23 protein-coding genes are annotated in these 25,559 nt (G+C 35.7%); all 23 read left to right on the top strand.

Annotated features, from left to right (window positions below):
- The first annotated feature begins 74 nt into the window (after positions 1 to 74).
- The gene (gene degU / locus HCJ50_RS09210) at positions 75 to 761 is read left to right on the top strand and encodes a two-component system response regulator DegU (RefSeq protein WP_185345711.1); all 687 of its coding nucleotides are present in this window, start codon (positions 75 to 77) and stop codon (positions 759 to 761) included.
- Positions 762 to 782: 21 nt separating this feature from the next.
- The gene (locus tag HCJ50_RS09205) at positions 783 to 1,634 is read left to right on the top strand and encodes a DegV family protein (protein ID WP_185345709.1); all 852 of its coding nucleotides are present in this window, start codon (positions 783 to 785) and stop codon (positions 1,632 to 1,634) included.
- 196 nt (positions 1,635 to 1,830) lie between these two features.
- Positions 1,831 to 3,150: a DEAD/DEAH box helicase gene (locus HCJ50_RS09200; protein WP_185345707.1), complete on the top strand. Its 1,320-nt coding sequence runs from the start codon at positions 1,831 to 1,833 to the stop codon at positions 3,148 to 3,150.
- Positions 3,143 to 3,796 (top strand): ComF family protein, encoded by a 654-nt coding sequence (locus HCJ50_RS09195; protein WP_185345705.1) that lies wholly within the window; start codon positions 3,143 to 3,145, stop codon positions 3,794 to 3,796. Before HCJ50_RS09200 ends, HCJ50_RS09195 begins: the two co-directional genes overlap by 8 nt.
- Before the next feature lie 193 nt (positions 3,797 to 3,989).
- Positions 3,990 to 4,553, top strand: a complete 564-nt coding sequence (hpf, locus tag HCJ50_RS09190) for a ribosome hibernation-promoting factor, HPF/YfiA family (protein WP_185345703.1) — start codon at positions 3,990 to 3,992, stop codon at positions 4,551 to 4,553.
- Between the two features lie 227 nt (positions 4,554 to 4,780).
- Entirely contained in the window at positions 4,781 to 7,294 is a 2,514-nt protein-coding gene (gene secA, locus HCJ50_RS09185; RefSeq protein ID WP_185345701.1) for a preprotein translocase subunit SecA, read from the top strand.
- A gap of 86 nt (positions 7,295 to 7,380) precedes the next feature.
- Positions 7,381 to 8,482 (top strand): peptide chain release factor 2 gene (gene prfB / locus HCJ50_RS09180; protein ID WP_185345693.1). Its coding sequence is split into 2 segments (ribosomal slippage): positions 7,381 to 7,452 and positions 7,454 to 8,482, totalling 1,101 coding nucleotides; the frame shifts between segments, so codons are not numbered across the junction.
- Between the two features lie 3 nt (positions 8,483 to 8,485).
- Positions 8,486 to 9,349 carry a YitT family protein gene (locus tag HCJ50_RS09175; RefSeq protein ID WP_185345691.1) on the top strand — a complete coding sequence of 288 codons (864 nt, stop codon included), beginning with the start codon at positions 8,486 to 8,488 and terminating at the stop codon, positions 9,347 to 9,349.
- A 485-nt stretch (positions 9,350 to 9,834) separates the two neighbouring features.
- Complete coding sequence (ftsE, locus tag HCJ50_RS09170; RefSeq protein ID WP_185345689.1) at positions 9,835 to 10,521, top strand: cell division ATP-binding protein FtsE; 687 nt, start codon at positions 9,835 to 9,837, stop codon at positions 10,519 to 10,521.
- Complete coding sequence (gene ftsX, locus HCJ50_RS09165; protein WP_185345687.1) at positions 10,511 to 11,395, top strand: permease-like cell division protein FtsX; 885 nt, start codon at positions 10,511 to 10,513, stop codon at positions 11,393 to 11,395. The genes ftsE and ftsX overlap by 11 nt, the downstream gene beginning before the upstream one ends.
- Positions 11,396 to 11,465: 70 nt before the next feature.
- Positions 11,466 to 12,710: an NlpC/P60 family protein gene (locus tag HCJ50_RS09160; RefSeq protein ID WP_185345685.1), complete on the top strand. Its 1,245-nt coding sequence runs from the start codon at positions 11,466 to 11,468 to the stop codon at positions 12,708 to 12,710.
- Positions 12,711 to 12,848: 138 nt separating this feature from the next.
- Positions 12,849 to 14,171 carry a murein hydrolase activator EnvC family protein gene (locus HCJ50_RS09155; RefSeq protein WP_185345683.1) on the top strand — a complete coding sequence of 441 codons (1,323 nt, stop codon included), beginning with the start codon at positions 12,849 to 12,851 and terminating at the stop codon, positions 14,169 to 14,171.
- A gap of 122 nt (positions 14,172 to 14,293) precedes the next feature.
- Positions 14,294 to 15,742, top strand: a complete 1,449-nt coding sequence (gene cls / locus HCJ50_RS09150) for a cardiolipin synthase (RefSeq protein WP_185345681.1) — start codon at positions 14,294 to 14,296, stop codon at positions 15,740 to 15,742.
- Positions 15,743 to 15,768: 26 nt separating this feature from the next.
- A complete protein-coding gene (locus tag HCJ50_RS09145; protein ID WP_185345679.1) occupies positions 15,769 to 16,944 on the top strand; it encodes a S1C family serine protease in 1,176 nt (391 codons plus the stop codon).
- 153 nt (positions 16,945 to 17,097) lie between these two features.
- Positions 17,098 to 17,811 (top strand): response regulator transcription factor, encoded by a 714-nt coding sequence (locus tag HCJ50_RS09140; protein ID WP_185345677.1) that lies wholly within the window; start codon positions 17,098 to 17,100, stop codon positions 17,809 to 17,811.
- Positions 17,808 to 19,583, top strand: coding sequence for a two-component system histidine kinase PnpS (pnpS, locus tag HCJ50_RS09135; protein WP_185345675.1), 1,776 nt, complete (start codon positions 17,808 to 17,810; stop codon positions 19,581 to 19,583). Before HCJ50_RS09140 ends, pnpS begins: the two co-directional genes overlap by 4 nt.
- A 255-nt stretch (positions 19,584 to 19,838) precedes the next feature.
- Entirely contained in the window at positions 19,839 to 20,744 is a 906-nt protein-coding gene (locus HCJ50_RS09130) for a phosphate ABC transporter substrate-binding protein (protein ID WP_185345673.1), read from the top strand.
- 94 nt (positions 20,745 to 20,838) lie between these two features.
- Positions 20,839 to 21,762 carry a phosphate ABC transporter permease subunit PstC gene (gene pstC, locus HCJ50_RS09125; protein ID WP_185345824.1) on the top strand — a complete coding sequence of 308 codons (924 nt, stop codon included), beginning with the start codon at positions 20,839 to 20,841 and terminating at the stop codon, positions 21,760 to 21,762.
- Positions 21,759 to 22,643, top strand: a complete 885-nt coding sequence (pstA, locus tag HCJ50_RS09120) for a phosphate ABC transporter permease PstA (protein WP_185345671.1) — start codon at positions 21,759 to 21,761, stop codon at positions 22,641 to 22,643. Before pstC ends, pstA begins: the two co-directional genes overlap by 4 nt.
- Positions 22,644 to 22,670: 27 nt before the next feature.
- Positions 22,671 to 23,486, top strand: coding sequence for a phosphate ABC transporter ATP-binding protein PstB (gene pstB, locus HCJ50_RS09115; RefSeq protein ID WP_185345822.1), 816 nt, complete (start codon positions 22,671 to 22,673; stop codon positions 23,484 to 23,486).
- Positions 23,487 to 23,500: 14 nt separating this feature from the next.
- Complete coding sequence (pstB, locus tag HCJ50_RS09110) at positions 23,501 to 24,280, top strand: phosphate ABC transporter ATP-binding protein PstB (protein WP_185345669.1); 780 nt, start codon at positions 23,501 to 23,503, stop codon at positions 24,278 to 24,280.
- Positions 24,281 to 24,292: 12 nt separating this feature from the next.
- Positions 24,293 to 24,952 carry a phosphate signaling complex protein PhoU gene (gene phoU / locus HCJ50_RS09105; RefSeq protein ID WP_185345667.1) on the top strand — a complete coding sequence of 220 codons (660 nt, stop codon included), beginning with the start codon at positions 24,293 to 24,295 and terminating at the stop codon, positions 24,950 to 24,952.
- Positions 24,953 to 25,221: 269 nt separating this feature from the next.
- On the top strand, positions 25,222 to 25,527 hold the full coding sequence (locus HCJ50_RS09100) for an ArsR/SmtB family transcription factor (RefSeq protein ID WP_185345665.1): 306 nt from the start codon (positions 25,222 to 25,224) through the stop codon (positions 25,525 to 25,527).
- The last annotated feature ends 32 nt before the right edge of the window (positions 25,528 to 25,559 follow it).

Genomic DNA, 25,559 nt, shown 5'->3' with positions numbered 1-25,559 from the left:
GCTACTAAAAAGGTTGATGTTTTCGATTGCAATTAGCTTGATGAAAATAGATAAATGAAGGAGGAGTAGTCATTATGGCACTCAAAATCATGATTGTAGACGATCATCAGTTGTTTCGCGAAGGTATCAAACGAATTTTAGAATTGGAAGATTCTTTTGAGGTTGTAGCGGAGGCTGAAAATGGTAAAAATATTGTAGCAAAGGTCCGAGAATATAAACCAGATATTGTTTTAATGGATATTAATATGCCAACAGTTAATGGATTAGATGCAACTGAAATGTTAGTTCGTCAATTTCCGAGTATTAAAGTAATCGTTTTAACTATTCACGATACAGATGAATATGTGACGGAAGCACTTAGAGCCGGTGCTGTAGGTTATTTATTGAAAGAAATGGACGCACACGAACTTGTAGAAGCTGTCAAAATAGTGGAAAATGGTGGAGCGTATATTCATCCTCGTGTAGCAATTAAATTAATTCGTGAATATCGACATTTAGCAAGTACGAATACAGCACAAGGTGTGTATGGGTATCAACAGCCCGAAGTGAAAATGCCGTTACACATTTTGACACATAGAGAATGCGAAGTGTTACAACTTCTTACGGATGGGAAAAGTAATCGTGGAATTGGCGAAACTCTTTTCATCAGTGAAAAAACAGTTAAAAATCATGTCAGTAGCATTTTACAAAAAATGAAAGTAAACGATAGAACGCAAGCGGTAGTAACAGCAATTAAACATGGCTGGGTATACATCCGCTAAAGAAAATGGCAGGGGGAAAATATGAACGGAAAAATAGCAGTGGTGACGGATAGCACAACTTATTTGCCAGATGAAGTGAAAAAACAACTAAGAATTAATGTCGTACCACTTTCTGTAATAATTGACGGCAAAGCTTATCGAGAAGGAGAGGATTTATCTACAGCAGACTTTTATGAAATGGTAAAAGTATCTAAGGATCTTCCTTCTTCTTCTCAACCAGCCCCGGGAGAATTTATTCAATTGTTTGAATCGCTGAAATCACAAGGGTTTGACACAATAATTACGATTCATTTATCCAGTGGTATTAGTGGGACCTTCCAAAATGCTGCTACAGCTGGAGAAGGAATTGAGGACTTAAATGTTATTGCCTATGATTCGGAACTTTCTTGTATGGCACAAGGAATGCTTGTTATTAAAGCGGCTAAAATGGCTATTGAAAATGAATCTGTAGAGAATATTCTTAAGGAATTGGATAAAATAAAACAAGCCCAAGATGCTTATTTTATGGTAGATGATTTAAACAATTTACAACGTGGTGGTCGCCTTAATGGAGCTCAAGCGCTTGTAGGGAGTCTACTTCAAATCAAACCAATTCTTCATTTTAGTGATAAGCAAATTGTTTTGTTTGAAAAAGTGCGGACCCAAAAGAAGGCGCTTAAACGAATTGAGGATATACTCCAAGCTGCTATTCAAAATAAAACAGCAGAAAAAGCCTACGTTATTCATGGAAATGATCCAGAAAAAGGTGAAGCATGGCGAAAACATTTAGAAGAGAAGTTTCCAGAAATGGTATTTGAATTAAGTTATTTTGGACCAGTTATCGGAACACACCTTGGTGAAGGCGCGCTCGGACTAACTTGGTCAATTAAATAAGGATTCCCCAGTCAAAAAGCTGGGGAATTTTTTTGTGAAGGGCAAAATTGTTTTTTAAGGATTTTAAATGGAGGAAAAGTCTAATTTTCTTCTAGGAAAAAATCTGTTTTCCCCATGAGAAAACAGATTGAAAATAAGATAATCACTTCTGCAAGAATAAGCTAAATATTGTATAACTAAATAGAGGTGAATCACAATGAACGTTTTTCCAGGAAGACTGTATCAAGAAAGTGAACTTGAAAATACCAAGGGGCTGGAGGAAGTAGCAGCTATATCTGAAAATAAGTGTTTTCGATGTGGTAATACAAATCAAAAATTATTTGGAAAGATGGATTGTGTATATTGTGGTCAAGAGGCTTGCACTTATTGCCGGAATTGTATTGTTATGGGGCGTGTAAATAGCTGTCAAAAATTGTATTTCCAAAAAACAATACTTCTACCAAAAAGAAAAGAATCTTTTTTGGAATGGGATGGAACACTTTCAGATGGACAGAAAAAAGCTTCTGATGCGGTGGTTGCCAGCTTAGAAAAAAAGCAAGATATGCTCTTATGGGCTGTTGCAGGTTCAGGAAAGACAGAAATGCTGTTTGAAGGAATGAATATGGCGTTAAAACATGGCTATAAAATATGTTTAGCTTCTCCGAGAGTAGATGTATGCTTAGAATTACATCCACGTTTAAAAGCAGTTTTTCCAAATATGGAAATAGTTTGTCTCTATGGTGATTCGAAAGAGAAATATCAAAATGAGCAGTTTGTGCTTGCAACAACGCATCAGTTAGTTCGTTTTTACGATGCATTCCAAGTGATATTTATTGATGAAGTAGATGCTTTTCCTTTTGCAAAAGACCCATTTTTAGAATACGCAGTAAGTAAAGCCCGTTCAAAAGAAGGTACCACCATTGTTATTACAGCAACTCCAGAAGAAAAGTGGCAACAAGAATGTATCCAAGGAAAAAGGCATTTTGTGAAAATTCCAGCACGTTATCACCGGAAAAAACTTCCAGTACCAAAACTTTGCTGGATTGGCCCATGGAAGAAAAAACTAACAGAAGGTAAAATATCTCCAAAACTTATCAATTGGATGAAGGAAACTAACACATATAAACAACCAGCACTCATTTTCTTTCCAGAGATTAAAGTTATGGAAAAATTTGCAGAAGTATTGGTGACATATGGCTTTGAAAAACCAGTCACAGTTCATTCAGCAGATGAAGCGAGAAAAGAAAAAGTAGCTTGGTTGCGAGAAGAGAAAATCAAATTATTATTAACTACAACTATTTTAGAACGAGGTGTAACATTCACTAATATTCAAGTTGCCGTTTTTGGAAGCGAAGAAAGGATTTTTACAGAAGCAGCTTTAGTTCAAATTTCCGGACGCGCTGGACGAAAAAAGACACACCCCACTGGTGATGTTTGCTTTTTCCACTATGGAAAAACAATTCAAATGAAGCGGGCGATTAAACATATTCAAAGCATGAATGAACTAGGTTTTGCAGAGGGATTGTTAGATGACTAGCTGTTTGTTATGTTTCCAAGCTTTAAAATCAGAAGTAAGTTGGGATTGGAAATGGTTGTTTGGAGAAAAACGATTATGTTGTAGAACATGTTTCTCAAGTTTTGAAGCACTGGGAAAGCACTTGTGTGAAAGATGTAGTAAAGAATCAGCGGTTTCAGTATGTAATGACTGTCAAAATAAGCAGTTTTATTTAGATAGCAATAAATCCATATTCCGGTATAACGATTTTGCAAAAAATTATATGAAAAAATATAAGTTTCAAGGAGACTATATAATAGGTGCAATTTTTCAACAAGAACTTAAACAGATATTCATCAAAAGTAACGCTATAATTGTTCCGATTCCAATAAGTAAAGAACGGAAACTAGAACGTGGTTTTAATCAAACGGCAGGAATGTTAAAACAAGCTGGGATTAAATACGAGGAATTATTAGCTAGAAAGCATTCTGAAAAGCAATCTAAGAAAACTAAAAAAGAACGCTTGGAAAGTGAGCAGGTTTTTTATCTCCAGAGAGAAATATGTCATCAACAGGAGATTGTTCTTTTTGATGACATATACACTACAGGTAGTACGCTTAACTTAGCAGCTCAGCAATTAAAAAAAGCGGGAGTCAAAAGAGTATCCGCAGTAACAATATTTAGATAGTTAATATTTATCTGCTAAAAAAGGTTTGCGAGCGTATATTTAGTGGAATAAAATAGTAAATAAAGATAAGTAGAATAATGCTTCAAAACTCTTTGTGCAAATGTTTGCAAAACGTGTTGTTTTCACGTAGACTAAGAGTAAGAAGAATACTCTTCTTTATCGTTATTTGTTTTATTTCAAAGGAGGAATTACTATGCTGAAGTACAACATTCGTGGTGAAAATATTGAAGTGACGGAACCTATTAGAGATTACGTTGAAAAGAAAATTGATAAACTAGAACGTTATTTTACGGAAACACCAGACGCTAACGTACATGTTAATTTAAAAGTATATTCTGATAAAAATGCGAAAGTTGAAGTGACTATTCCTCTCCCAAATCTTGTTTTACGTGCAGAAGAAACAAGTGGAGATTTATATGCAAGTATCGACTTAATTGTAGATAAACTAGAGAGACAAATTCGTAAACATAAAACAAAAGTAAATCGTAAATTCCGTGATAAAGGGGCAGAAAGAGACTATTTTGCCTACTCAGATGTAAACGGCAGTACACCACCGGAAGAACATGAAGGTGATTTTGATCTTGAAATCGTAAGAACAAAACAATTTTCATTAAAACCAATGGATAGTGAAGAAGCTGTTTTACAAATGAATTTGCTTGGACACAGTTTTTATGTATATACAGATGCTGAAACTAATGGCACTAATATTGTTTATTCACGTAAAGATGGAAAGTATGGTTTAATTGAAACGAATTAATTTTTTGAAATAAAGGGTGGGGGCCAGATTCTGGTCCTCACTTTTTTGTTAAGAGTGAAGAATATATGAACATATTTAATTTTTTATTCATTAAAAAGAGATAAGCAGTTGTATATTTTATCTAATAAGTGATAGAATTGGTTTGTGTATTTAAAATAAGATAATTCCTGAAAGTTATCATAGATGAAACTGCATGAAGACAGCGAAAACAGTAGAGGAGAATTTAAATGGCAGGACTATTGAAAAAGATTTTTGAATCAGGAAAAAAAGATGTTAAATATTTGGAAAGAAAAGCAGATGAAATCATTGCATTGGCGGATGAAACAGCAGCCCTTTCTGATGAAGCTCTACGTGAAAAAACAGTAGAGTTCAAAGAGCGTGTTCAAAAAGGGGAAACACTGGATGATTTATTAGTAGAAGCATTTGCTGTAGCTAGAGAAGGAGCAAAACGTGCTCTTGGTCTATATCCATTTAAAGTGCAATTAATGGGTGGGATTGTTCTACATGAAGGTAATATCGCCGAGATGAAAACTGGTGAAGGTAAAACGCTAACAGCAACACTACCAGTTTATTTAAATGCGCTTTCTGGCGAGGGTGTACATGTTGTTACAGTCAATGAATACTTGGCACATCGTGATGCGGAAGAAATGGGAGTTTTATATAATTTCTTAGGTCTTTCTGTAGGATTAAACTTAAATGCATTATCAAGTGCAGAAAAACGAGAAGCCTATGCATGTGACATTACGTATAGTACAAATAATGAATTAGGGTTTGACTATCTACGTGATAATATGGTCGTTTACAAAGAAGAAATGGTGCAACGTCCTTTAGCTTTTTCAGTTATTGATGAGGTCGACTCCATTTTAATCGATGAAGCAAGAACCCCATTGATTATTTCAGGAGAAGCCGAGAAATCGACTATTCTCTATGTTCGAGCAAATACTTTTGTTCGTACTTTGACAGAAGAGAAAGATTATACAGTTGATATAAAAACAAAATCTGTACAATTAACTGAAGATGGTATGACGAAAGGTGAAAATTATTTTGATGTAGATAACTTGTTTGATTTAGAGAATACAGTTATTTTGCATCATATTGCTCAAGCACTTAAAGCAAACTATACAATGAGTTTAGATGTTGATTATGTAGCTCAAGATGACGAGGTACTAATTGTTGATCAATTTACTGGTCGTATTATGAAAGGTCGCCGTTTTAGCGAGGGATTACATCAAGCTTTAGAAGCAAAAGAAGGCGTGACTATCCAAAATGAATCTAAAACAATGGCAACTATCACATTCCAGAACTATTTCCGAATGTACAAAAAACTTGCTGGGATGACTGGTACTGCGAAAACGGAAGAAGAAGAATTTCGTGACATTTATAACATGCGCGTTATTGAGATTCCAACTAATAAAGTTATTATTCGTGACGACCGTCCGGATTTGATTTTTACAACAATTGAAGCGAAATTTAATGCGGTTGTAGAAGATATTGCAGAGCGAAATGCCAAAGGACAACCAGTTCTTGTTGGTACTGTTGCAATCGAAACATCGGAACTTATTTCTAGCAAATTAAAACGTAAAGGTATTAAACACGAAGTACTGAATGCCAAACAACATGAACGTGAAGCAGATATTATTAAAAATGCCGGTGAAAAAGGCGCAGTAGTAATAGCAACGAACATGGCCGGTCGTGGTACAGACATTAAACTTGGTGAAGGTACCATTGAAGCTGGTGGTTTAGCTGTTATTGGTACAGAACGCCATGAATCTCGTCGTATTGATAACCAGTTGCGTGGTCGTGCTGGGCGTCAAGGTGATCCAGGTGTGACTCAATTTTATCTTTCTATGGAAGATGAACTTATGCGTCGCTTTGGTTCTGATAATATGAAGAGTATGATGGAACGCTTTGGTATGGCAGAAGATGCAATCCAAAGTAAGATGGTTAGTCGTGCAGTAGAATCAGCACAAAGACGTGTCGAAGGAAATAACTTTGATTCACGTAAACAAGTACTACAATATGATGATGTACTTCGCCAACAACGGGAAGTTATTTATAAGCAACGTTATGAAGTAATTAATGCTGAAAATAGTTTGCGTGAAATTATTGATCAAATGATTCAACGTACAGTGAATTACATTGTTTCAAGTAATGCTTCCAGTCGTGAGCCAGAAGAAGACTGGAACTTGCAAGGAATCATTGATTATGTAGATGCCAATTTACTTCCAGAAGGCACGATTACACTGGATGATTTACAAAATCGTACAAGTGAAGATATTCAAAATCTAATTTTAGATAAAATAAAAGCCGCTTATGACGAAAAAGAAACAATGTTACCACCAGAAGAGTTTAACGAATTTGAAAAAGTAGTATTACTTCGTGTGGTTGATACGAAATGGGTAGATCATATTGATGCGATGGATCATCTTCGTGATGGAATTCATCTTCGCGCATATGGTCAAATCGATCCGCTTCGTGAATACCAATCAGAAGGTTTCGAGATGTTTGAAACAATGGTATCCTCTATTGATGAAGATGTCGCTCGTTACATTATGAAAGCAGAAATTCGTCAAAACCTTGAACGTGAGCAGGTTGCTAAAGGTGAGGCTGTTAATCCAGATGAAGGCAAGCCAGAAGCTAAACGCCAACCAATTCGTAAAGATCAACATATTGGACGTAATGATCCATGTCCTTGTGGTAGCGGAAAGAAATATAAAAATTGTCATGGAAAAGAAGCATAGTTTGAGAAAACTAAAAAAGCGCCTGCAAGACGGCGCTTTTTGCTATGAAAGTTTCTAAGTAAATTCAAAAAAAGGTGGAATTAAGAATGGAATTAGCAGAGATTCGGAATGAATTAGAAAAAACAGCACAGCAAATCAAAGACTTTAGGGGGTCTCTTTGACTTAGATAGCATGGAAGTTCGGATTGCTGAGTTAGAGGATCAAATGTTAGATCCAAATTTTTGGAACGATCAACAAGCAGCGCAAAAAGTAATCAATGAGTCCAATGGTTACAAAGAAACTTATCAAGCTTTTCATGCGTTAGAAGAAGAGCAAGAAAGCATGGAAATAAGTTTAGAATTATTGAAAGAAGAAGCTGATGAAGATTTACAAAAAGAACTAGAAAAAGATATTACTGCTTATATGGGGACGATTAATGCGTTTGAGTTGAAATTAATGTTAAGCGATCCCTATGATAAAAATAATGCGATTTTAGAGTTGCATCCAGGTGCTGGTGGTACGGAATCACAAGACTGGGGTTCGATGTTACTTCGCATGTACCAACGTTGGTCAGAGAAAAAAGGCTTTAAGGTAGAAATGCTTGATTATCAAGCTGGAGATGAAGCGGGAATTAAAAGCGTAACGTTACTAATCAAAGGGCACAATGCATACGGCTATTTAAAAGCGGAAAAGGGCGTTCATCGTCTTGTCCGTATTTCACCATTTGATTCGTCAGGTCGCCGTCATACTTCTTTTGTTTCGGTGGATGTTATGCCAGAACTTGATGACGATATTGAAATTGAAGTGCGCCCAGAAGACTTGAAAATTGATACGTACCGAGCAACTGGTGCTGGTGGGCAACATATTAATACCACCGATTCTGCAGTTCGGATGACGCACATTCCATCAGGTATTGTTGTAACTTGTCAATCTGAGCGGTCGCAGCTTAAAAACCGTGATCAAGCAATGAAAATGTTGAAAACAAAACTTTACCAAAAAGAACAAGAAGAAAAAGAACGCGAGCTAGCAGAAATTCGTGGAGAACAAAAGGAAATTGGTTGGGGAAGCCAAATTCGCTCTTATGTTTTCCATCCTTACTCCATGGTGAAAGATCATCGCACAAATTATGAAACTGGTAATATTCAAGCAGTGATGGATGGAGATTTAGACGACTTTATTAATTCATATTTGCGTTCTAGGATTGGATAAAATATGATAAATAAACGAAAAAGACAACCTTTATCCCCAAAAACAGCTAAATTAATGGAATATTTATATGTTATTATTGGTGCGGCTTTAATTGCACTAGCTTTCAATGTTTTACTGTTACCCAATCATATTGCTTCTGGTGGTGTGAGCGGGATAAGTACAATTATTAACTATTTAACCGGTTGGAATCCGGCATTTATTCAATGGGCATTTAATATTCCGCTGTTTCTTGCTGGGTTGTTCTTTTTAGGATATCAATTTGGTTTGAAAACATTCGTTGGCACCATGTTGTTGCCACTCTTTGTCTACTTAACGCAGAATTTAGCACCATGGACCAACGAACCATTAGTTGCCGCTTTATTTGGTGGTGCATTAGTAGGGATGGGCCTTGGGGTAGTATTTCGAGGTAAAGCTTCAACTGGTGGAACTGATGTAGCTGCACAAATCTTGCATAAGTATTCTCATTTAACATTGGGGATTTGTGTAGCATTAATTGACGGTTTTGTTGTTATCTCAGCTATGTTCGTATTTGATGTAGAATCAGGGCTTTATGCACTTATCGGTCTTTTTGCTACAAGTAAAACTATCGATTTAGTACAAGTTGGTTTAAATCAATCCAAAACAGTTTTTATAATTTCGGAAAATCAAGAAGCTATTAGACAAGCGATTCTTTTTAAAATTGATCGTGGAATCACACGACTTTCTGCAAAGGGCGGTTATACAGAAGATGAAAAACAAATATTGTTATGTGTTATTGCTCAAAGTGAATTTTCAAGATTAAAAGAGGTAATTAAAGAAATCGATCCAGAAGCTTTTGTTGTCGTAATGAGTGCCAGCGAGGTCATGGGAGAAGGTTTTACATCCTAAAAAAACTACCACATTGAGTGTTTTCGTCTCAGTGTGGTAGTTTTTTAAAATTATTTTTGACAGTTTTATGACAAAAACAATTTACTGTATTAGCGGAATTGAAGCTGTTTTAATACAATTGGTCTATTCCGATAGCTAGAACTGTAATGATTTTTAATGTACCTGTAATGTTAATTAGCGTAAAAACAAGTTACAATGTTAGCAGTGGAAAAGACCGATGTCGGTGCTTTTTTATTTTGTCAATATCTAATACAACAAAAAAAGTGGAAAACGTGAATATAATCGCCTTTCCTATTACAATAATGGAAATATTGTCATACCTTGAAATATAATTGTAATGCAATTAACCTATAGATGAAAAACTGTCATGGTATAATTAATCTTATGTTGTGAGTTTAGATTTGTGTCCACAAACAGTACATCTTCATGGTTAACATGCATTACCTAAAATGTAACTTAGTAGAAAGGCATAGTAAGGTGATAAAATGATATTAATGGAAGATGTGTATAAGAAATACCCCAATGGTATAACCGCTGCTAATGGATTAAATATTAGCATTGGTGAAGGGGAATTTGTTTATGTTGTAGGACCAAGTGGTGCTGGTAAATCAACCTTTATTAAAATGATTTACAGAGAAGAGCGAGCGACAAAAGGCAAAATCACCGTAGATAAATTTGATTTGATCAATATGAAAAATCGTGAAGTTCCGTATTTGCGTCGTAACGTAGGTGTGGTTTTCCAAGATTACAAATTGCTTCAAAGCAAAACAGTATATGAAAACATTGCTTATGCGATGGAAGTGGTTGAAACTGAGCCAGCCGTAATTAAAGAACGTGTTATGGAAGTGCTTGATTTAGTCAACCTTAAGCATAAAGTAAGAATGTTGCCGGATGAACTTTCCGGTGGTGAGCAACAGCGGATATCCATTGCCCGCTCCATTGCCAATATGCCAAAAGTATTAATAGCAGATGAGCCGACCGGTAATCTAGATCCTGATACTTCATGGGAAATCATGAATATCCTTGAGGAAATAAGCAATCGCGGAACAACCATAGTAATGGCTACCCATAATAAAGAAATTGTAAACACATTAAAACATCGGGTAATAGCTATTGAAAATGGTCGAATCGTTCGTGATGAGCAGCAAGGAGAATATGGTTATGAAATTTAGGACAATAGGAAGACATATAAGAGAAAGTTTTAAAAGCCTTTACCGGAATGGTTGGATGACCTTTGCAGCAGCAAGTGCAGTAACAGTAACACTTATCTTAGTCAGCGTGTTTTTTGCAATATTGATTAACATGAACAAGCTTGCAAGTGATGTAGAAAATAATGTGCAAATTAACGTACATATTTCTCTAAGCGCGGACGAGAAACAGCAGCAAGAACTTGAGAAAAACATTGAGAAGATTGATGGAGTTGATAGTGTCACTTTTTCTTCTAAGGATGATGAATTGAAGAAATTAGTTGGCGCGTATGGCAAAAACTTCGAATTGTTTAAACAAGATAATCCACTATACGATGTTTTCGTTGTTGAGGCAAAAGAGCCAACGCAGACGAAAGCAATTGCTCAGAAAATCGAAAAATTACAGTACGTAGATAATGTAGAATATGGTGAGAAAACAGTTGATAAGTTGTTTGATACCTTGAAATGGGGACGATATGCTGGTATTATACTAAGCGTTGGGTTATTATTAACAGCAATGTTCTTAATATCAAACACCATTAAAATTGCGATTTTCTCCCGTAGAAGAGAAATTGAAATTATGAAATTGGTAGGAGCAACCAATTGGTTCATACGATGGCCTTTCGTTTTAGAAGGAGCTTGGTTAGGTTTAATTGGTTCGATTGTTCCTGTTGTGTTAACATTCGTAGGCTATGTTAATGTTTACAACTTGATAAATCCAAAGTTAGTGACCAGCTCACTTTCGTTATTACCACCAACACCATTTGCCTATCAAATTAGTGGCTTGATTATAGCAATCGGCGTACTAATCGGGATTTGGGGTAGCGCAATATCTATCCGTAGATTCTTGAAAGTCTAACAATTAAATTCACTTGAAATAAAAATAATTTAAAAAGAAAAGCTAGGGAGCTTTTTAGGAGGTAAACTTTTTGAAAAAGAATACGTTTATTGCGGTTTCACTCGCAGCAGTTATCAGTTTGACGCCAGCCTTTACTACTAATGTTTTTGCGGACGTGAATACAGACATTCAAAATCAAGATAAAAAAATCAACGACATTAAGTCTAAAAAGACAGATTTACAATCAGACCTTTCTGGTTTGGTAACTGATCTTGAAAAAGCGCAAGAAGAAGCAAAATCTTTACAAGCAGATTTTGATAAAACAGGCGAAGAGCTAAAACAACTTAACCAAGATATTAAAGATATTAATGCACGTATTAAAGAACGTGAATCAGTTTTAAAAGATCGCGCTCGTGCAATGCAAAAAACATCTAATTCTAATGCATACATTGAAGTAGTTTTAGATGCAGAAAATCTTTCTGACTTAGTTGGTCGTGTTTCCGCAGTAAATCAATTAGTTGAATCTGATAAATCTATTTTAGATGATCAACAAAATGACGAAAAAGAATTAAAATCAAAACAAACTTCTGTGAAGACAAAACAAGAAGAACAAGCAACAGCTATCCATGAATATGAAGCACAACAAAATAAAATTGAAGCGCAAAAAGCTGAAAAAGAAGCAATTGTTGCTCAACTAGCTTCTGATCAAGCAAATGCTGAAAATGCAAAAGCTAGCTTAGTAAGCGAACGCGATAAAGCAGCAAAAGAAGCAGAAGCACGTGCAACTGCGCTACGTGAAGCTACATCTTCAAATGTTGGTCAAGAAGAAAAACAAGCTACAACTAATACTAGTTCGGCAGCTAAAGAGTCTAACTCTTCAAGCGCAACAAAAAATACTTCTTCCAATAGCAACAGTAACAGCAGTGGTAGTAGCAGTAGTGAAACTCCAAGTGCTCCAGCTCCATCTGGTAGTGGATACTCAGCAATGATTTCTGCAGCACAAGCACAACTTGGAAAACCTTATAGTCTTGGAGCTACTGGACCAAGCGCATTTGATTGCTCTGGATTTACTTCTTATGCTTTCCGCGCAGCTGGTATTTCTCTTCCAAGAACTTCTGGTGGACAATATGCAGCAGCAAGCAAAGTGAGTGCTAGTCAAGCAAAACCAGGTGACTTAGTATTCTTCAATTATGGCGGCGGAATTGCTCACGTTGGAATTTATGTTGGTGGCGGTCAAATGATCAATGCTCAAAACAATGGCGTTAAATATGACAATATCACTAGTGGTTACTGGGCTAAATATCTTGTAGGATATGGTCGTGTAGCTAACTTCTAATAAAGATTGAAAAGTTCAAAAGCACCTTTGTCGATTTTAAAAACAAAGGTGCTTTTTTATATGGTAAAGGAATAACATATTAATTTAAAACAAACTATGAAGTTCCTAAGAATATTGAAAACGGAAAAGGAGCTTATTATGTTAAAGAAATATGGGGTATTAGCAACACTTGGCATATTAATTGTTTCTGCACCACTAAGTGTAGAAGCAGATACCATTAACGATATGCAAAAACGTCAAAATGAAATAGAACAAAAAAAATCAGAGTTAGATAAAAATATTGATACAAAAAGTTCGGAAATAGCCAATCTAGAAACCAAGGAAAAAGATGCATCTAAACAATTGGAGTCACTTATAAATAGTATCGATGAAACGAATAAAAAACTAAGAGCGCAAGAAGATAAAGTTGACTCTGAAAATCAGAAATTAAAGCAATTAAAAAAAGATATTGAGAAATTAAGAAAAGATATTAAAGAGCGCCAAGAAGTACTTGATAAAAGAGCTAGAGCAATTCAAAAGAGCGGAACAGCGACAGCCTATTTGGATATGATATTTGAAGCAAATGATTTTAAAGAGTTAGTTGATCGTGTAACAGTAGTATCAACCATGGTAAATGCCGATCAAAACATAATGCAAGACCAAAAAGATGATCAAGATAAATTAAAAGTTGCGGAATCAAGTTCAGAGAAAAAACTAGAGAATTTAAGAGTGCTAGCTGTTGATTTAGCAGTTTCCAGAAATAACATGGAGAGTCAAAAAGCAGAAAAAAACGACTTAGTTATGGCGCTTGCGAATAAAAAAGATTTAACTAAAAATGAAAAATCGCTATTAGCAAATGAACAAGGATCTCTTTCCGCAGAACAGAAGCAATTAGCTTCTAATATTGCAGGCGAAAAAGCTAAACAAGAAGCAGCATTAAAAGCAGCAGAACAAAAACGAATTCAAGAAGCAGCAGCTAAAGCTAATGCTGAAAAAGCGAGTAAAAGTCAAACAACTGTTGCCCAAGCACCTAGTCCTGAAGTGGCTAGTGCACCAAGCAATGTGAGTTCTGGTGGCGGTCAATTTATTAAACCTGCATCTGGAATTTTAACTTCTGGATTTAGTGATCGTACCAATCCAGTTACAGGAGAGCATGAGTCACATAAAGGGCAAGATATTGCTGCTGGAGGCGCGGTAACAGTATCAGCTGCAGCTTCAGGAACTGTTGTCTTTTCCGGTTTTGGTGCATCAGGTAGTGGTTATGGCGGCTATGGTTATGTAGTTGAAATCGATCATGGTAATGGCTTCCAAACACTTTATGGGCACATGCGAGCAGGTAGTTTAAAAGTAGTTGCTGGTCAACAAGTTTCACAAGGACAACCAATTGGAATAATGGGTTCCACCGGGCAATCTACTGGTCAACATCTACATTTCGAGATTCATCAAAATGGAGTACCAATTGATCCAGCTCCTTATCTTTAACTAGTAAACCACTGATAATAAGTCAGTGGTTTTTTCTTGCCAAAAGTTGGACGGCAATAGGCTAAATGAGGATTTTATGATATGATACTACTATCAGTTTGTGTAAGAAAAGGGGGAACATCATGGGGCTGTTGACTTATTTATTAGTGATTCTGCTAATTCTAAATGTATTATTTGCAGCAACAACAGTATTTTTAGAAAGACGAGATACTTCTGCCACTTGGGCATGGTTACTAGTCTTAACTTTTGTTCCAATATTTGGTTTCATTATTTATTTGATTTTTGGAAGAAAATTATCAGGGAAAAAGATTTTTGATTGGAAAGGGCAAGAAAAAATAGGGATTAAAGAATCAACTGCGAACCAAATTGAATTAATTCGCCAAAAAGAATTTCCATTTAGTGATCCTAATGTGAAGAAGCACCGTGATTTAATTTATTTACTACTCGTAAATGATGGTGCAATATTAACACAAGATAATGAAGTGGATCTTTATGTGGATGGTTATGAAAAGTTTGAGGCACTTATTGCTGATATTGAAAAAGCGAAAGACCATATACATATTATTTATTATATTTTTCATTCGGATGAACTTGGAAATCGCTTAATGCGAGTACTTGAAAGAAAAGCGGCAGAAGGCTTAAATGTAAAAATAATTTATGATGCTATGGGATCAAGGACTACAAAAAAATCATTTTTCCGTACTTTTCAGGAAAATGGCGGATTGGTTAGACCGTTTTTTCCATCAAAATTGCCTCTGATTAATTTTCGGCTTAATTATCGAAATCACCGAAAATTAGCAATTATAGATGGAGACATTGGTTATATAGGTGGTTTTAATATTGGTGATGAATATTTAGGTTTATCTAAAAAATTCGGTTACTGGCGTGATACGCATCTTCGTGTGCATGGTAAAGCTGTTTATGCAATGCAAACGCGTTTTATTATGGACTGGAATTCTGCATCTGCTTCTAAGAAAATGGACTACAAGGCAAGATATTTCCCAACATTTCATGGAAAAGGTCATACGAGTATGCAAATTGTATCTAGTGGTCCAGATTCTGAGTGGCAACAAATTAAAAATGGATACATTAAAATGATTAATGCTGCCAAAAAAACGATTTACTTACAATCACCATATTTTATTCCAGATGCCAGCTTATTAGAAGCTATTAAAATTGCAGCACTTTCTGGTGTTGATGTACGTGTGATGATTCCTAATAAACCAGACCATGCTTTCGTTTACCGAGCAACAACGAATTATGCTGGGGAGTTAATGGAAACGGGAGCTAAAATTTTCATTTATGATAATGGATTTATTCATGCTAAAACCTTAGTAGTCGATGGAGAAATCGCTTCTGTCGGGACGGCTAATATGGATTTCCGAAGTTTTCGACTTAATTTTGAAGTAAATGCATTTATTTATGAAAAGGAAATGGTACAAAAATTAGAAGATACTTTTTTAGAAGATATATTAAAATCGTATCAACTAACACCTGAACTATATGCAAAAAGGTCCATATGGATTAAATTTAAAGAAGCGGTAAGCCGACTTTTATCGCCTATATTATAAAATGTGTTGGAAGGCTGGTGTAGATCATGGACATTTTTTTGGAAATACTTAAAGGAATAGGAAGACTACTTCTACAGCCAGCTATTTATGTAGGAATTATTTTAGTTATAATTGCTGGTTTTAATAGAGTAAAATGGGAGCGGAAATCTTTTAGCGTTCGAGTATATTCGCCTTGGTTAGAATTAAAGAACTTCTTTGGTATTGGATTGCTATTTGGTTTAGGTCTGTCGGTAGTAACTACAGTGATTGGCTTTAGTGTAACGTTAGAATGGGTTGCGATTTTTAATACGGTTGTTTGTTTCTTGTTGATTGCTGGGATGTTTCGTCTTAGTTCTACAGCTTTTACGATTGGAATCACAAGTTTAGTATTTTATTTCTGCTATTATTTTGATATTAATCTATCACCATTTACAAACGGAGCATTTGGTTATGATGCAGTATTTATTGATAATTTCATGATTTCAATGACTTTTTTATTAGCATTACTACTCTTTGTAGAAGCATTTCTTATTCAGTATACAAGTGCGAAAAATCCGGCACCATCACTTCGAAAGAGTAAACGAGGAAAACTAATTGGCTCGTTTCAATTAAGAAAATTATGGTTTGTACCGTTAGTTGTTTTTATACCTGGGGATGTTTTTACGAAAATTTTTGAATGGTGGCCGGTGTTTACTATTGGTGCTAAGTCATATTCATTAATTGTTTTACCATTATTTATTGGTTTCCAACAACGGGTTCAATCACAATTACCAGAGCAAGCTAGTCGTAAAATCGCTGTACAAGTTACTACACTAGCAACAATAATTGCGATAGCTGGTTTGTTAGGAATTATGATGCCCGTATTAACCTTATTTGCTTTTATGCTTGCTGTGATTGGCAGATTTTGGATTTCTTATCAACATTATCGTTTGGAAAAGCAATTACCGAAAAAATTCGGACCAAAAACAGATGGAATTGTCGTTTTAGGTGCGCGTGAGGCAACTCCTTCAGCCCGTTTAAATTTAAAAGCTGGCGAGAAAATTACGGAAGTTAACGGACAGGCAATTCATACAAGAGAAAACCTTTATGATGCGCTTAATTTAAATCGTGCCTTTTGTAAAATTAAAGTCATTGATAACAACGGAGAACCTCGATTTGAGCAAACAGCACTTTATGAAAATGAATCATTTGAGCTGGGATTACTTTTAGTCGAACCAAGATAACTATTAGACACCAGTGTTGTTTTTGAAAGCAGCATTGGTGTTTTAAGTTTTTGTAAAGATAAGATTAATATAAAAGCATTTCTATCCGAAAAAGGTTAATTCATGCTATATTTTAAATAAATAGGAATAGATAAAGAAGGGATGGGAAGTAAGTTGGTAAAAATTCTTGTAGTGGATGATGAGGCTTCTATTGTTACCTTATTGCAATTTAATATTGAAAAAGCTGGATTTGATGTGGTTACAGCTGAAAATGGTCAAGCTGGCTATGAACTAGCTTTATCAGAAGAACCAGATTTAATAGTACTCGACTTAATGCTTCCTGAAATGGACGGAATCGAAGTGACAAAAAAACTTCGCCAAAATAAAGTGGATGTCCCAATATTAATGCTTACTGCGAAAGATGAAGAACTCGACAAGATTATTGGTTTAGAACTTGGTGCAGATGATTATATGACAAAACCATTTAGCCCACGGGAAGTGGTTGCGAGAATTAAAGCTATTTTAAGACGTACAGAAGGTAAATCAGAAGTTGTAGAAGAAAATACAGATGAAGTAGAAGCAACTCTTTTAATAGGTGATTTAAAAATTTTACCAGAGAGTTATGAAGTGTATTTACAGGATGATTTGCTAGATTTAACTCCAAAAGAATTCGAGCTATTATTATTTCTTGCTAATCATCGTGGAAAAGTCTTTTCGAGAGATCAGTTATTGGATACAGTATGGAATTATGATTATGTTGGAGAAACGCGAATTGTTGATGTTCATGTAAGTCATTTGCGCGATAAAATCGAATTAGATACGAAACAACCAAAGTATATTAAAACGATACGTGGCTTTGGTTATAAAATGGAGAATGTAAAAAAATGAAGAAATTATGGCTAAAAATTGGTTTGTCGTTTTTTATTCTATTTTTTGTAGTAATGGTAATCGTTGGGATTTTTTCGGGAGAATTAATGAAATCTACTTATTTAAATATGAAAGAAAACCAATTAGAAGATGATGCCAAAATTTTATTGCAAACGACCAATATCGAGAATTTGGATTTGGACAAGGATGCTGTGACAATTCAGAAGACACTTAATCCGCTAAGTGATGAAATTGATGCACGAATTACCGTGATTGATAGTCAAGGGGATGTAGTGGCGGATACGAAAAAAAATCCTGCAAACCTCGATAATCATATGAACCGTCCAGAAGTAGCAGATATTTTAGAAAAAGGGAAAGAAGTAGGCATTTCAATTCGTGAAAGTAATTCTCTTGGATATAGCATGCTTTATGTGGCCGTCCCGGTTCAGCATCAAAATAAAACAGATGGCGTTTTAAGGATTTCAATTTCCCTTGAGTCAGTTGATACAGCTGTCGCAAAACTTTGGGGTAATTTAGCGCTTATTTTCGGTATTGCTTTAGTTATTATAGCGGCAATCAGTGTATTTATTGCTAGAAAAATAACTAAACCTGTCAAAGAAATTATTGATGTTTCCACAGATCTCGCTAACCACAAATATGATAGTCGAATACATGGAAAAAACAGCGGTGAACTACAAGACTTATCAATCAGTGTAAATACGCTTGCGGAAAGTCTCGAAACGCAAATGTTTGAAATTAAGCAAAATGAACAACGGCTTAATGCAATTGTCCAAAATTTAGTGAGTGGTGTAATGCTAATCAATGCCGACAAACAAGTAATTATGACAAACAGGGCAATGTATCAAATTTTAGGTGAGACAGAAATCACTGGAAAACCTTTCTATGAAGTTATTAAAAGTTTTGCACTTAGCCAATTAATTGAAGCAACATTTGAAACAAAAACAATGCAACAAAAAGAAATTATTTTGTATTTCCCACGCGAAATGATTCTAGATGCAAGTGTTTCGCCAATTTTAGCAGAAAATGGAGAAATTACTGGTATTATCTTGCTACTCCACGATATTACGCAAATTAGACATCTGGAAAATGTTCGTTCAGAGTTTGTCACTAATGTTTCGCACGAATTAAAAACCCCTGTAACGGCTCTAAAAGGCTTTGCTGAAACATTATTAGATGGTGCAATGTATGATGAAATGTTACTTAAAAAGTTTTTAACAATTATCAAAGAAGAAAGTGATCGTCTGCACCGTTTGATTATGGACATCTTAGCACTTTCTAGAATTGAGCAAAATCCAGTATCGGAAAATAGGGAAACAATAGATGTAGATGATGTTATTGAACAATCAGCACGCACCATTTATGAGCTGGCAACGGAAAAAAATATTAGCGTGTCTGTCCCAGATAAAACTATTCCACCTGTGATGATTGAAAGTGACCGTGACAAACTGCAACAAATTTTAATTAACTTGCTTTCGAACGCCATTAATTACACGCCAGTAGATGGAAAAGTAGAAGTGAATTTAATGGAACGTGAATCAGAAATTATTATCGAAGTCACTGACAATGGTATTGGAATTCCGGCCAAAGATATAGACCGCGTATTTGAACGTTTCTACCGAGTGGATAAAGCTCGTAGTAGACACTCTGGTGGAACGGGACTTGGACTCTCAATTGTTAAGCATCTTATTGAAAACTGTGGTGGCCGAATTGAAGTAGAAAGTCAAGAAGAAGTTGGCTCCACCTTCCGAGTAACTTTACCAAAAAAACCTTAATAAATATCCTGTTTAAAAGAAAGTAATCTTTTAGACAGGATATTTTTATTATATTTACGAAACAAAAAGAATCTCAGCGATAATTTACTCATTTGCCTTCTATTTGAAAGGGAATCATAAAAAAATTTACAAATTCGATAAAAAATCTAGTTATTTACAATTACTTAACATAAGCTACACACCACCTTAAATCTGTGAGGTTATAGTGATACTTGTAAGGAATAACAATTAAAAAAACAAGGTGGGAATAAAATAATGAAAAAGAAGTATTTGGGAATAGTAGCAGTTTTAGCAGCTTTAATGCTTGTTGTTGCAGCTTGTGGGAGTGGTAGCAGTACAGCGGATAAAGCAAACGGTTCATCAAACAAAGAAGAAGTTTCAGGATCGATTACAGCAGTTGGCTCTACAGCACTTCAACCATTAGTTGAAGCAGCATCTAAAGAATTCGCAAATACAAATCCACAAGCGCAAATTAATGTTCAAGGTGGCGGTTCTGGAACAGGCTTAACACAAGTACAACAAGGCGCAGTAGAAATTGGAAACTCTGATGTATTTGCAGAAGAAAAAGACGGAGTGGATGCTTCAAAACTTGTTGATCATCGTGTAGCGGTTGTCGGAATGGCTCCTGTAGTAAATAAAGATGTTGGCGTAAAAAATATCACAAAACAACAATTAATTGATATATTCACAGGTAAAACTACTAACTGGAAAGATGTTGGTGGTAAAGATGAAAAAATTACTATTATCAACCGTGCAGAAGGTAGTGGAACACGAGCTACTTTTGAAAAATGGGGACTTGATGGTGCAACACCAATAAAAGCACAAGAGCAAGATTCATCAGGTACAGTTCGTAAAATCGTTAGTGAAACTCCAGGAGCAATTAGTTACCTAGCATTTTCTTATATTGATGATTCTGTAGTCGGACTTTCGATAGATGATATAGAAGCAACGGAAGATAATGTAGCAACGAATGACTGGAAAATTTGGTCTTATGAACACATGTATACAAATGGTGAACCTAAAGACCTTACAAAAACTTTCTTAGAATATATGACTTCAGATGACGTACAAAACAATATCGTACCACAATTAGGATACCAATCAATTAAATCCATGAAAGTGGAACGCGATTCAGATGGTAAACTAACTGACGTAAAATAAAAAGAATGAAATGGGCGTCTATCCTAGTAAAATCAGGATAGACGTGTACCCATGTTAGGAGTAAAACATGGGAGGAGAAAGGAGCTTATGTGATTTGGAAGCGATAAAAGAAAAGAAGCTTACAAAAACTTCCAAAAAGGCGCATCTAGAAACAAGAGGCAAGATTATTACATTTATTTGTATCTCAATTATGGTTATTGCCGCTGCGTCTATTTTGTTTTTTGTTATTTCTAAAGGGATAGCAACATTTACAGTTAATAATGTATCTTTCGTAGATTTTATTACTGGTACTGATTGGAACCCCTCTCAAAAAGATGCAAGTGGAAACCCATTAGTTGGTGCACTGCCAATGATAATCGGATCATTTGCTGTTACTCTTTTGGCTGCTTGTATTGCCGGACCACTTGCAATTGGTGCAGCAATATTTATGGTAGAAATTTCGCCTAAGTTTGGGAAAAAAGTTTTACAACCAGTAATGGAATTATTAGTTGGTATTCCATCTGTTGTTTATGGATTCATTGGCTTGAGCGTTGTCGTTCCCTTTATCCGAGATCATATTTCTGGAAGCGGATTTGGTATTGCTGCTGCAACGATTGTTTTAACAGTTATGATACTTCCAACTGTTACTTCGCTAAGTGTAGATGCAATTAATTCCGTTCCACGCCATTACCGAGAAGCTTCTTTAGCACTTGGAGCAACCCGTTTCCAGACGATTTGGAAAGTAGTACTTCGTAGTTCGCGCTCTGGAATTTTAACGGCTATCGTTTTTGGGATGGCTCGTGCTTTCGGGGAAGCTCTAGCAGTACAAATGGTTATCGGGAACTCAGCTGTCATACCAACCTCTCTCTTTGAACCTGCGTCTACATTAACGAGTATTTTGACGATGGGTATGGGAAATACGGTTATGGGGACACTTGATAATAATATTCTATGGTCACTCGCAATGGTGTTACTCGCGATGTCACTATTTTTCATCATCGTGATTCGCTTCATCGGACGTAGGAGGAAAGTCAAATGAATGTAAAAACAAAAGATAAAATTGCGACAGGTGTTTTTTATGCCATTGCTGTCTTAATTGTTGTTATTTTAGCAAGCCTATTAGGTTATATTCTAGTAAAAGGTGTTCCGGAGTTAAGCTGGAAATTTTTGACAACCCCACCACAATCATTTCAAGCTGGCGGAGGAATTGGTCCTGAAATCTGGAATTCATTTTATATGCTCATAATTACTATGCTAATTTCTGTACCTATTTCACTAGGAGCAGGGATATATATGGCAGAATATGCGCGTAAAAACTGGATTACAGATTTAATCAGAACTACGATTGAAGTGCTTTCCTCACTTCCATCTATTGTTGTAGGATTATTTGGTTTCCTTGTTTTTGTTATTCAAATGGGGTGGAGTTTCTCGGTTATTTCCGGGGCACTTACACTAACGATTTTTAATTTACCATTACTAATTCGTGTTGTGGAAGAAGCGCTTAATGCTATTCCAAACACACAAAGAGAAGCTGGTTTAGCACTTGGCCTATCAAGATGGGAAACAATAACTCGAGTACTTGTACCAGCTGCATTACCAGCAATTATTACTGGCGTTATTTTGGGAGCAGGAAGAGTATTCGGTGAAGCAGCTGCACTTATTTTTACTGCCGGACAAAGTACACCAGTGCTTGATTTCACTGATTGGAATCCAGCAAGTCCAGTCTCTCCCCTTAATATTTTCCGTCCTGCAGAAACATTAGCAGTACACATTTGGAAGATTAATGGAGAAGGTATTATGCCGGATGCTCAAGCTGTTTCGGATGGTGCGTCAGCGGTATTAATTATTTCTGTATTGCTATTCAATATCTTAGCTCGTTTACTAGGAAAATTTGTTTATAAACGCATGACCTCTTCGTAAAATGTCAGGAAAAGGAGTTTTAATATGATGTTAACAAAAAAACCTGAAATTAATTCTATTTTGCAAACAACACCAGACCCTCATTCACTTCCTGCTGCGATGGCGACAGAGGATTTGCATGTTTATTATGGTGATAACCACGCGATTAAGGGAGTCGACCTAACTTTCCCAGAGAATAAAGTTACCGCTTTAATTGGTCCGTCTGGTTGCGGGAAATCCACTTATTTACGAGCGTTAAATCGAATGAATGACGAAATAGAAGGTTGCCGAATGGAAGGGCAAATTCTGTATGATGGCATTAATATTAATCGCAAAGAAGTGGACCTATATAATGTTCGAAAAGAAATTGGAATGGTGTTTCAAAAACCAAATCCATTTACCAAATCTATTTATGAAAATGTCGCATTTGGTCTTAAGCGACACGGAATGAAAAATAAAAAAGACATCATGGAGCGTGTAGAAAAAAGTTTACGCCGTGCTGCACTTTGGGATGAAGTAAAAGATGATCTTGGCAAAAGCGCATTATCGCTATCAGGAGGTCAGCAACAACGGCTTTGTATCGCTAGAGCAGTTGCTATGCAGCCTAAAGTGTTGCTACTTGATGAACCTGCATCCGCCCTTGATCCAATTTCAACAAGTAAAATTGAAGACTTAATTAATGAACTTAAAAATAAATATACAATTATTATCGTAACACATAATATGCAACAAGCTGCTCGTGTTTCTGACTATACTTCTTTCTTCTATCTTGGGGAAGTTGTGGAATTCTCTGGAACGTCAGAACTATTCACTAACCCGCAAGAAAAACAAACCGAAGACTATATTTCTGGAAACTTTGGCTAGAAAGGAGCTTTTTCATGACAACTGAAACTGTAAAGAAAACCGAATATATCATTGAAACTAAAGATGTCGATTTATTTTATGGATCAAAGCAAGCTCTGGAAAAAATCGGTTTAAATATTAAAAAGAACCAAGTAACAGCGCTAATTGGCCCTTCTGGATGTGGTAAATCAACGTTTCTAAGAACATTAAATCGAATGAATGACTTAATTCCTGGTGTAAAAACATCTGGTGAAATTCATATTAGTGGGGAAAATGTGCAAGATGCTAAAATCGATATGGTTAACCTTCGAAAAAAAGTCGGAATGGTTTTCCAACAAGCGAATCCATTCCCTTTTTCCATTTATGACAATGTTGCTTATGGTCCACGAATGCACGGAATTAAAGATAAAAAAGAGTTAGATGCTATCGTGGAAAGAAGTTTGCGACAAGCAGCATTATGGGATGAAGTGCATGACAGACTTGATCGTTCAGCAATCGGCATGTCAGGAGGTCAGCAACAACGACTTTGTATCGCTCGAGTACTTGCTGTAAAACCAGAAGTTATCTTGATGGATGAGCCAACCTCAGCACTTGATCCAATTTCAACAGCGAAAGTAGAAGATTTGATTTTAGAATTAAAGAAAGATTATACGATTGTTATTGTGACACATAATATGCAACAAGCTTCTCGTATCTCAGATGAAACAGCCTTCTTTCTTAACGGACGTATTGTTGAATTCTCAGATACAACGAGCATTTTTACCAACCCAGCAGAAAAAGAAACCGAAGACTACATTTCGGGAAGATTTGGATAAAGGAGTGTTATTATGGTAGTCAGAAAAATTTTTACCGAACAACTTAATGACTTGCATCAACATTTAATGGAAATGGGTATGCTTGCGAATGAAGCGATTTTTAAAGCAGTAAAGTCACTTGTACACCGTGATACAGAACTTGCAAAACAAGTAGTAGTAGAAGATAAGGCAATTAATAATATGGAGTTATCATTAGAACAACGCTCTTTTGAATTGATTGCCTTACAACAACCTGTTGGGATGGATTTGCGGAAAATCGTGACTGTTTTGAAAACAAGCTCGGATTTAGAACGTATTGGCGACCACGCAGTAAGTATTGCCAAAACAGCCATTTTAATTGGGGAAAGTAAAGTGTTAAAGCCAATTCCAGAAATTCCGGAAATGGGTGAAATTGTAAAATCCATGTTGCAAGAGGTATTAAAAGCATATCTTTCAGAAGACGAAGCTGCAGCACGCGAAATTGCGATTCGCGATAATGAAGTAGATAAGCTTCACAAAATTGTCTACCAAAAATGCATTACTTTTATGCAAGAAGAGCCGGAACATATTGAAGATGTTTCTCAATTGCTACTAGTTTCTCAGTACATTGAACGAATTGGCGACTACGTAACGAATGTATGCGAATGGATTGTTTACCTTAAAAGTGGCGAAATTGAAGATTTAAATCGATGAAGAAAACAACCCGATTCCCTGTATTAGAGGTAAATCGGGTTGTTTTCTGTGTGTTAGGCGGTTTAAATAACTTCTCAATATTTAACCCTTTTTATTCCCAGCTCTCCTTTCTCTTTGATAAAATAAGTGTAGCATGGAAAGGAGAAAGAGTGTTTTTTTGCTCAAATATAATCATTTTTCGAAGGAAGTAGTTATTAAACTTGCGGAATCATTCCTATTTAAGTATCATATGAGTATATGAACATATAGAGAAAATGGAGTGATATTCAATGAGAAACGCAAAGCAATCATTAGATGAAGAAACGCTTTTTAGTGTAACACAGATTTTTAAGGCGCTCTCCGATCCAACTCGTGTCCAAATTTTAAATTTATTACAAGATAGAGAGTACTCCGTAAATGATATTGCTCGAACACTTGAATTTAATCAAACAACAGTTTCACATCAGCTTCGGTTTTTGAAAAATTTAAGGCTAGTGAAATCAAGACGAGCTGGAACAACTATCTATTATATGCAAGATGATAATCACGTATTAGAGCTATTAACTCAAGCAGTTCATCACGTGCATCATCGTTAATGCAAAACACTCAGGTGCGTTATGGGTGTTTT

The organism is Listeria immobilis (assembly GCF_014322765.1).
GTDB classification, from domain to species: Bacteria; Bacillota; Bacilli; order Lactobacillales; family Listeriaceae; genus Listeria; species Listeria immobilis.
The sequence above is the reverse complement of the archived record's forward strand: the minus strand, read 5'-3'. Positions and strand labels throughout refer to the sequence as shown.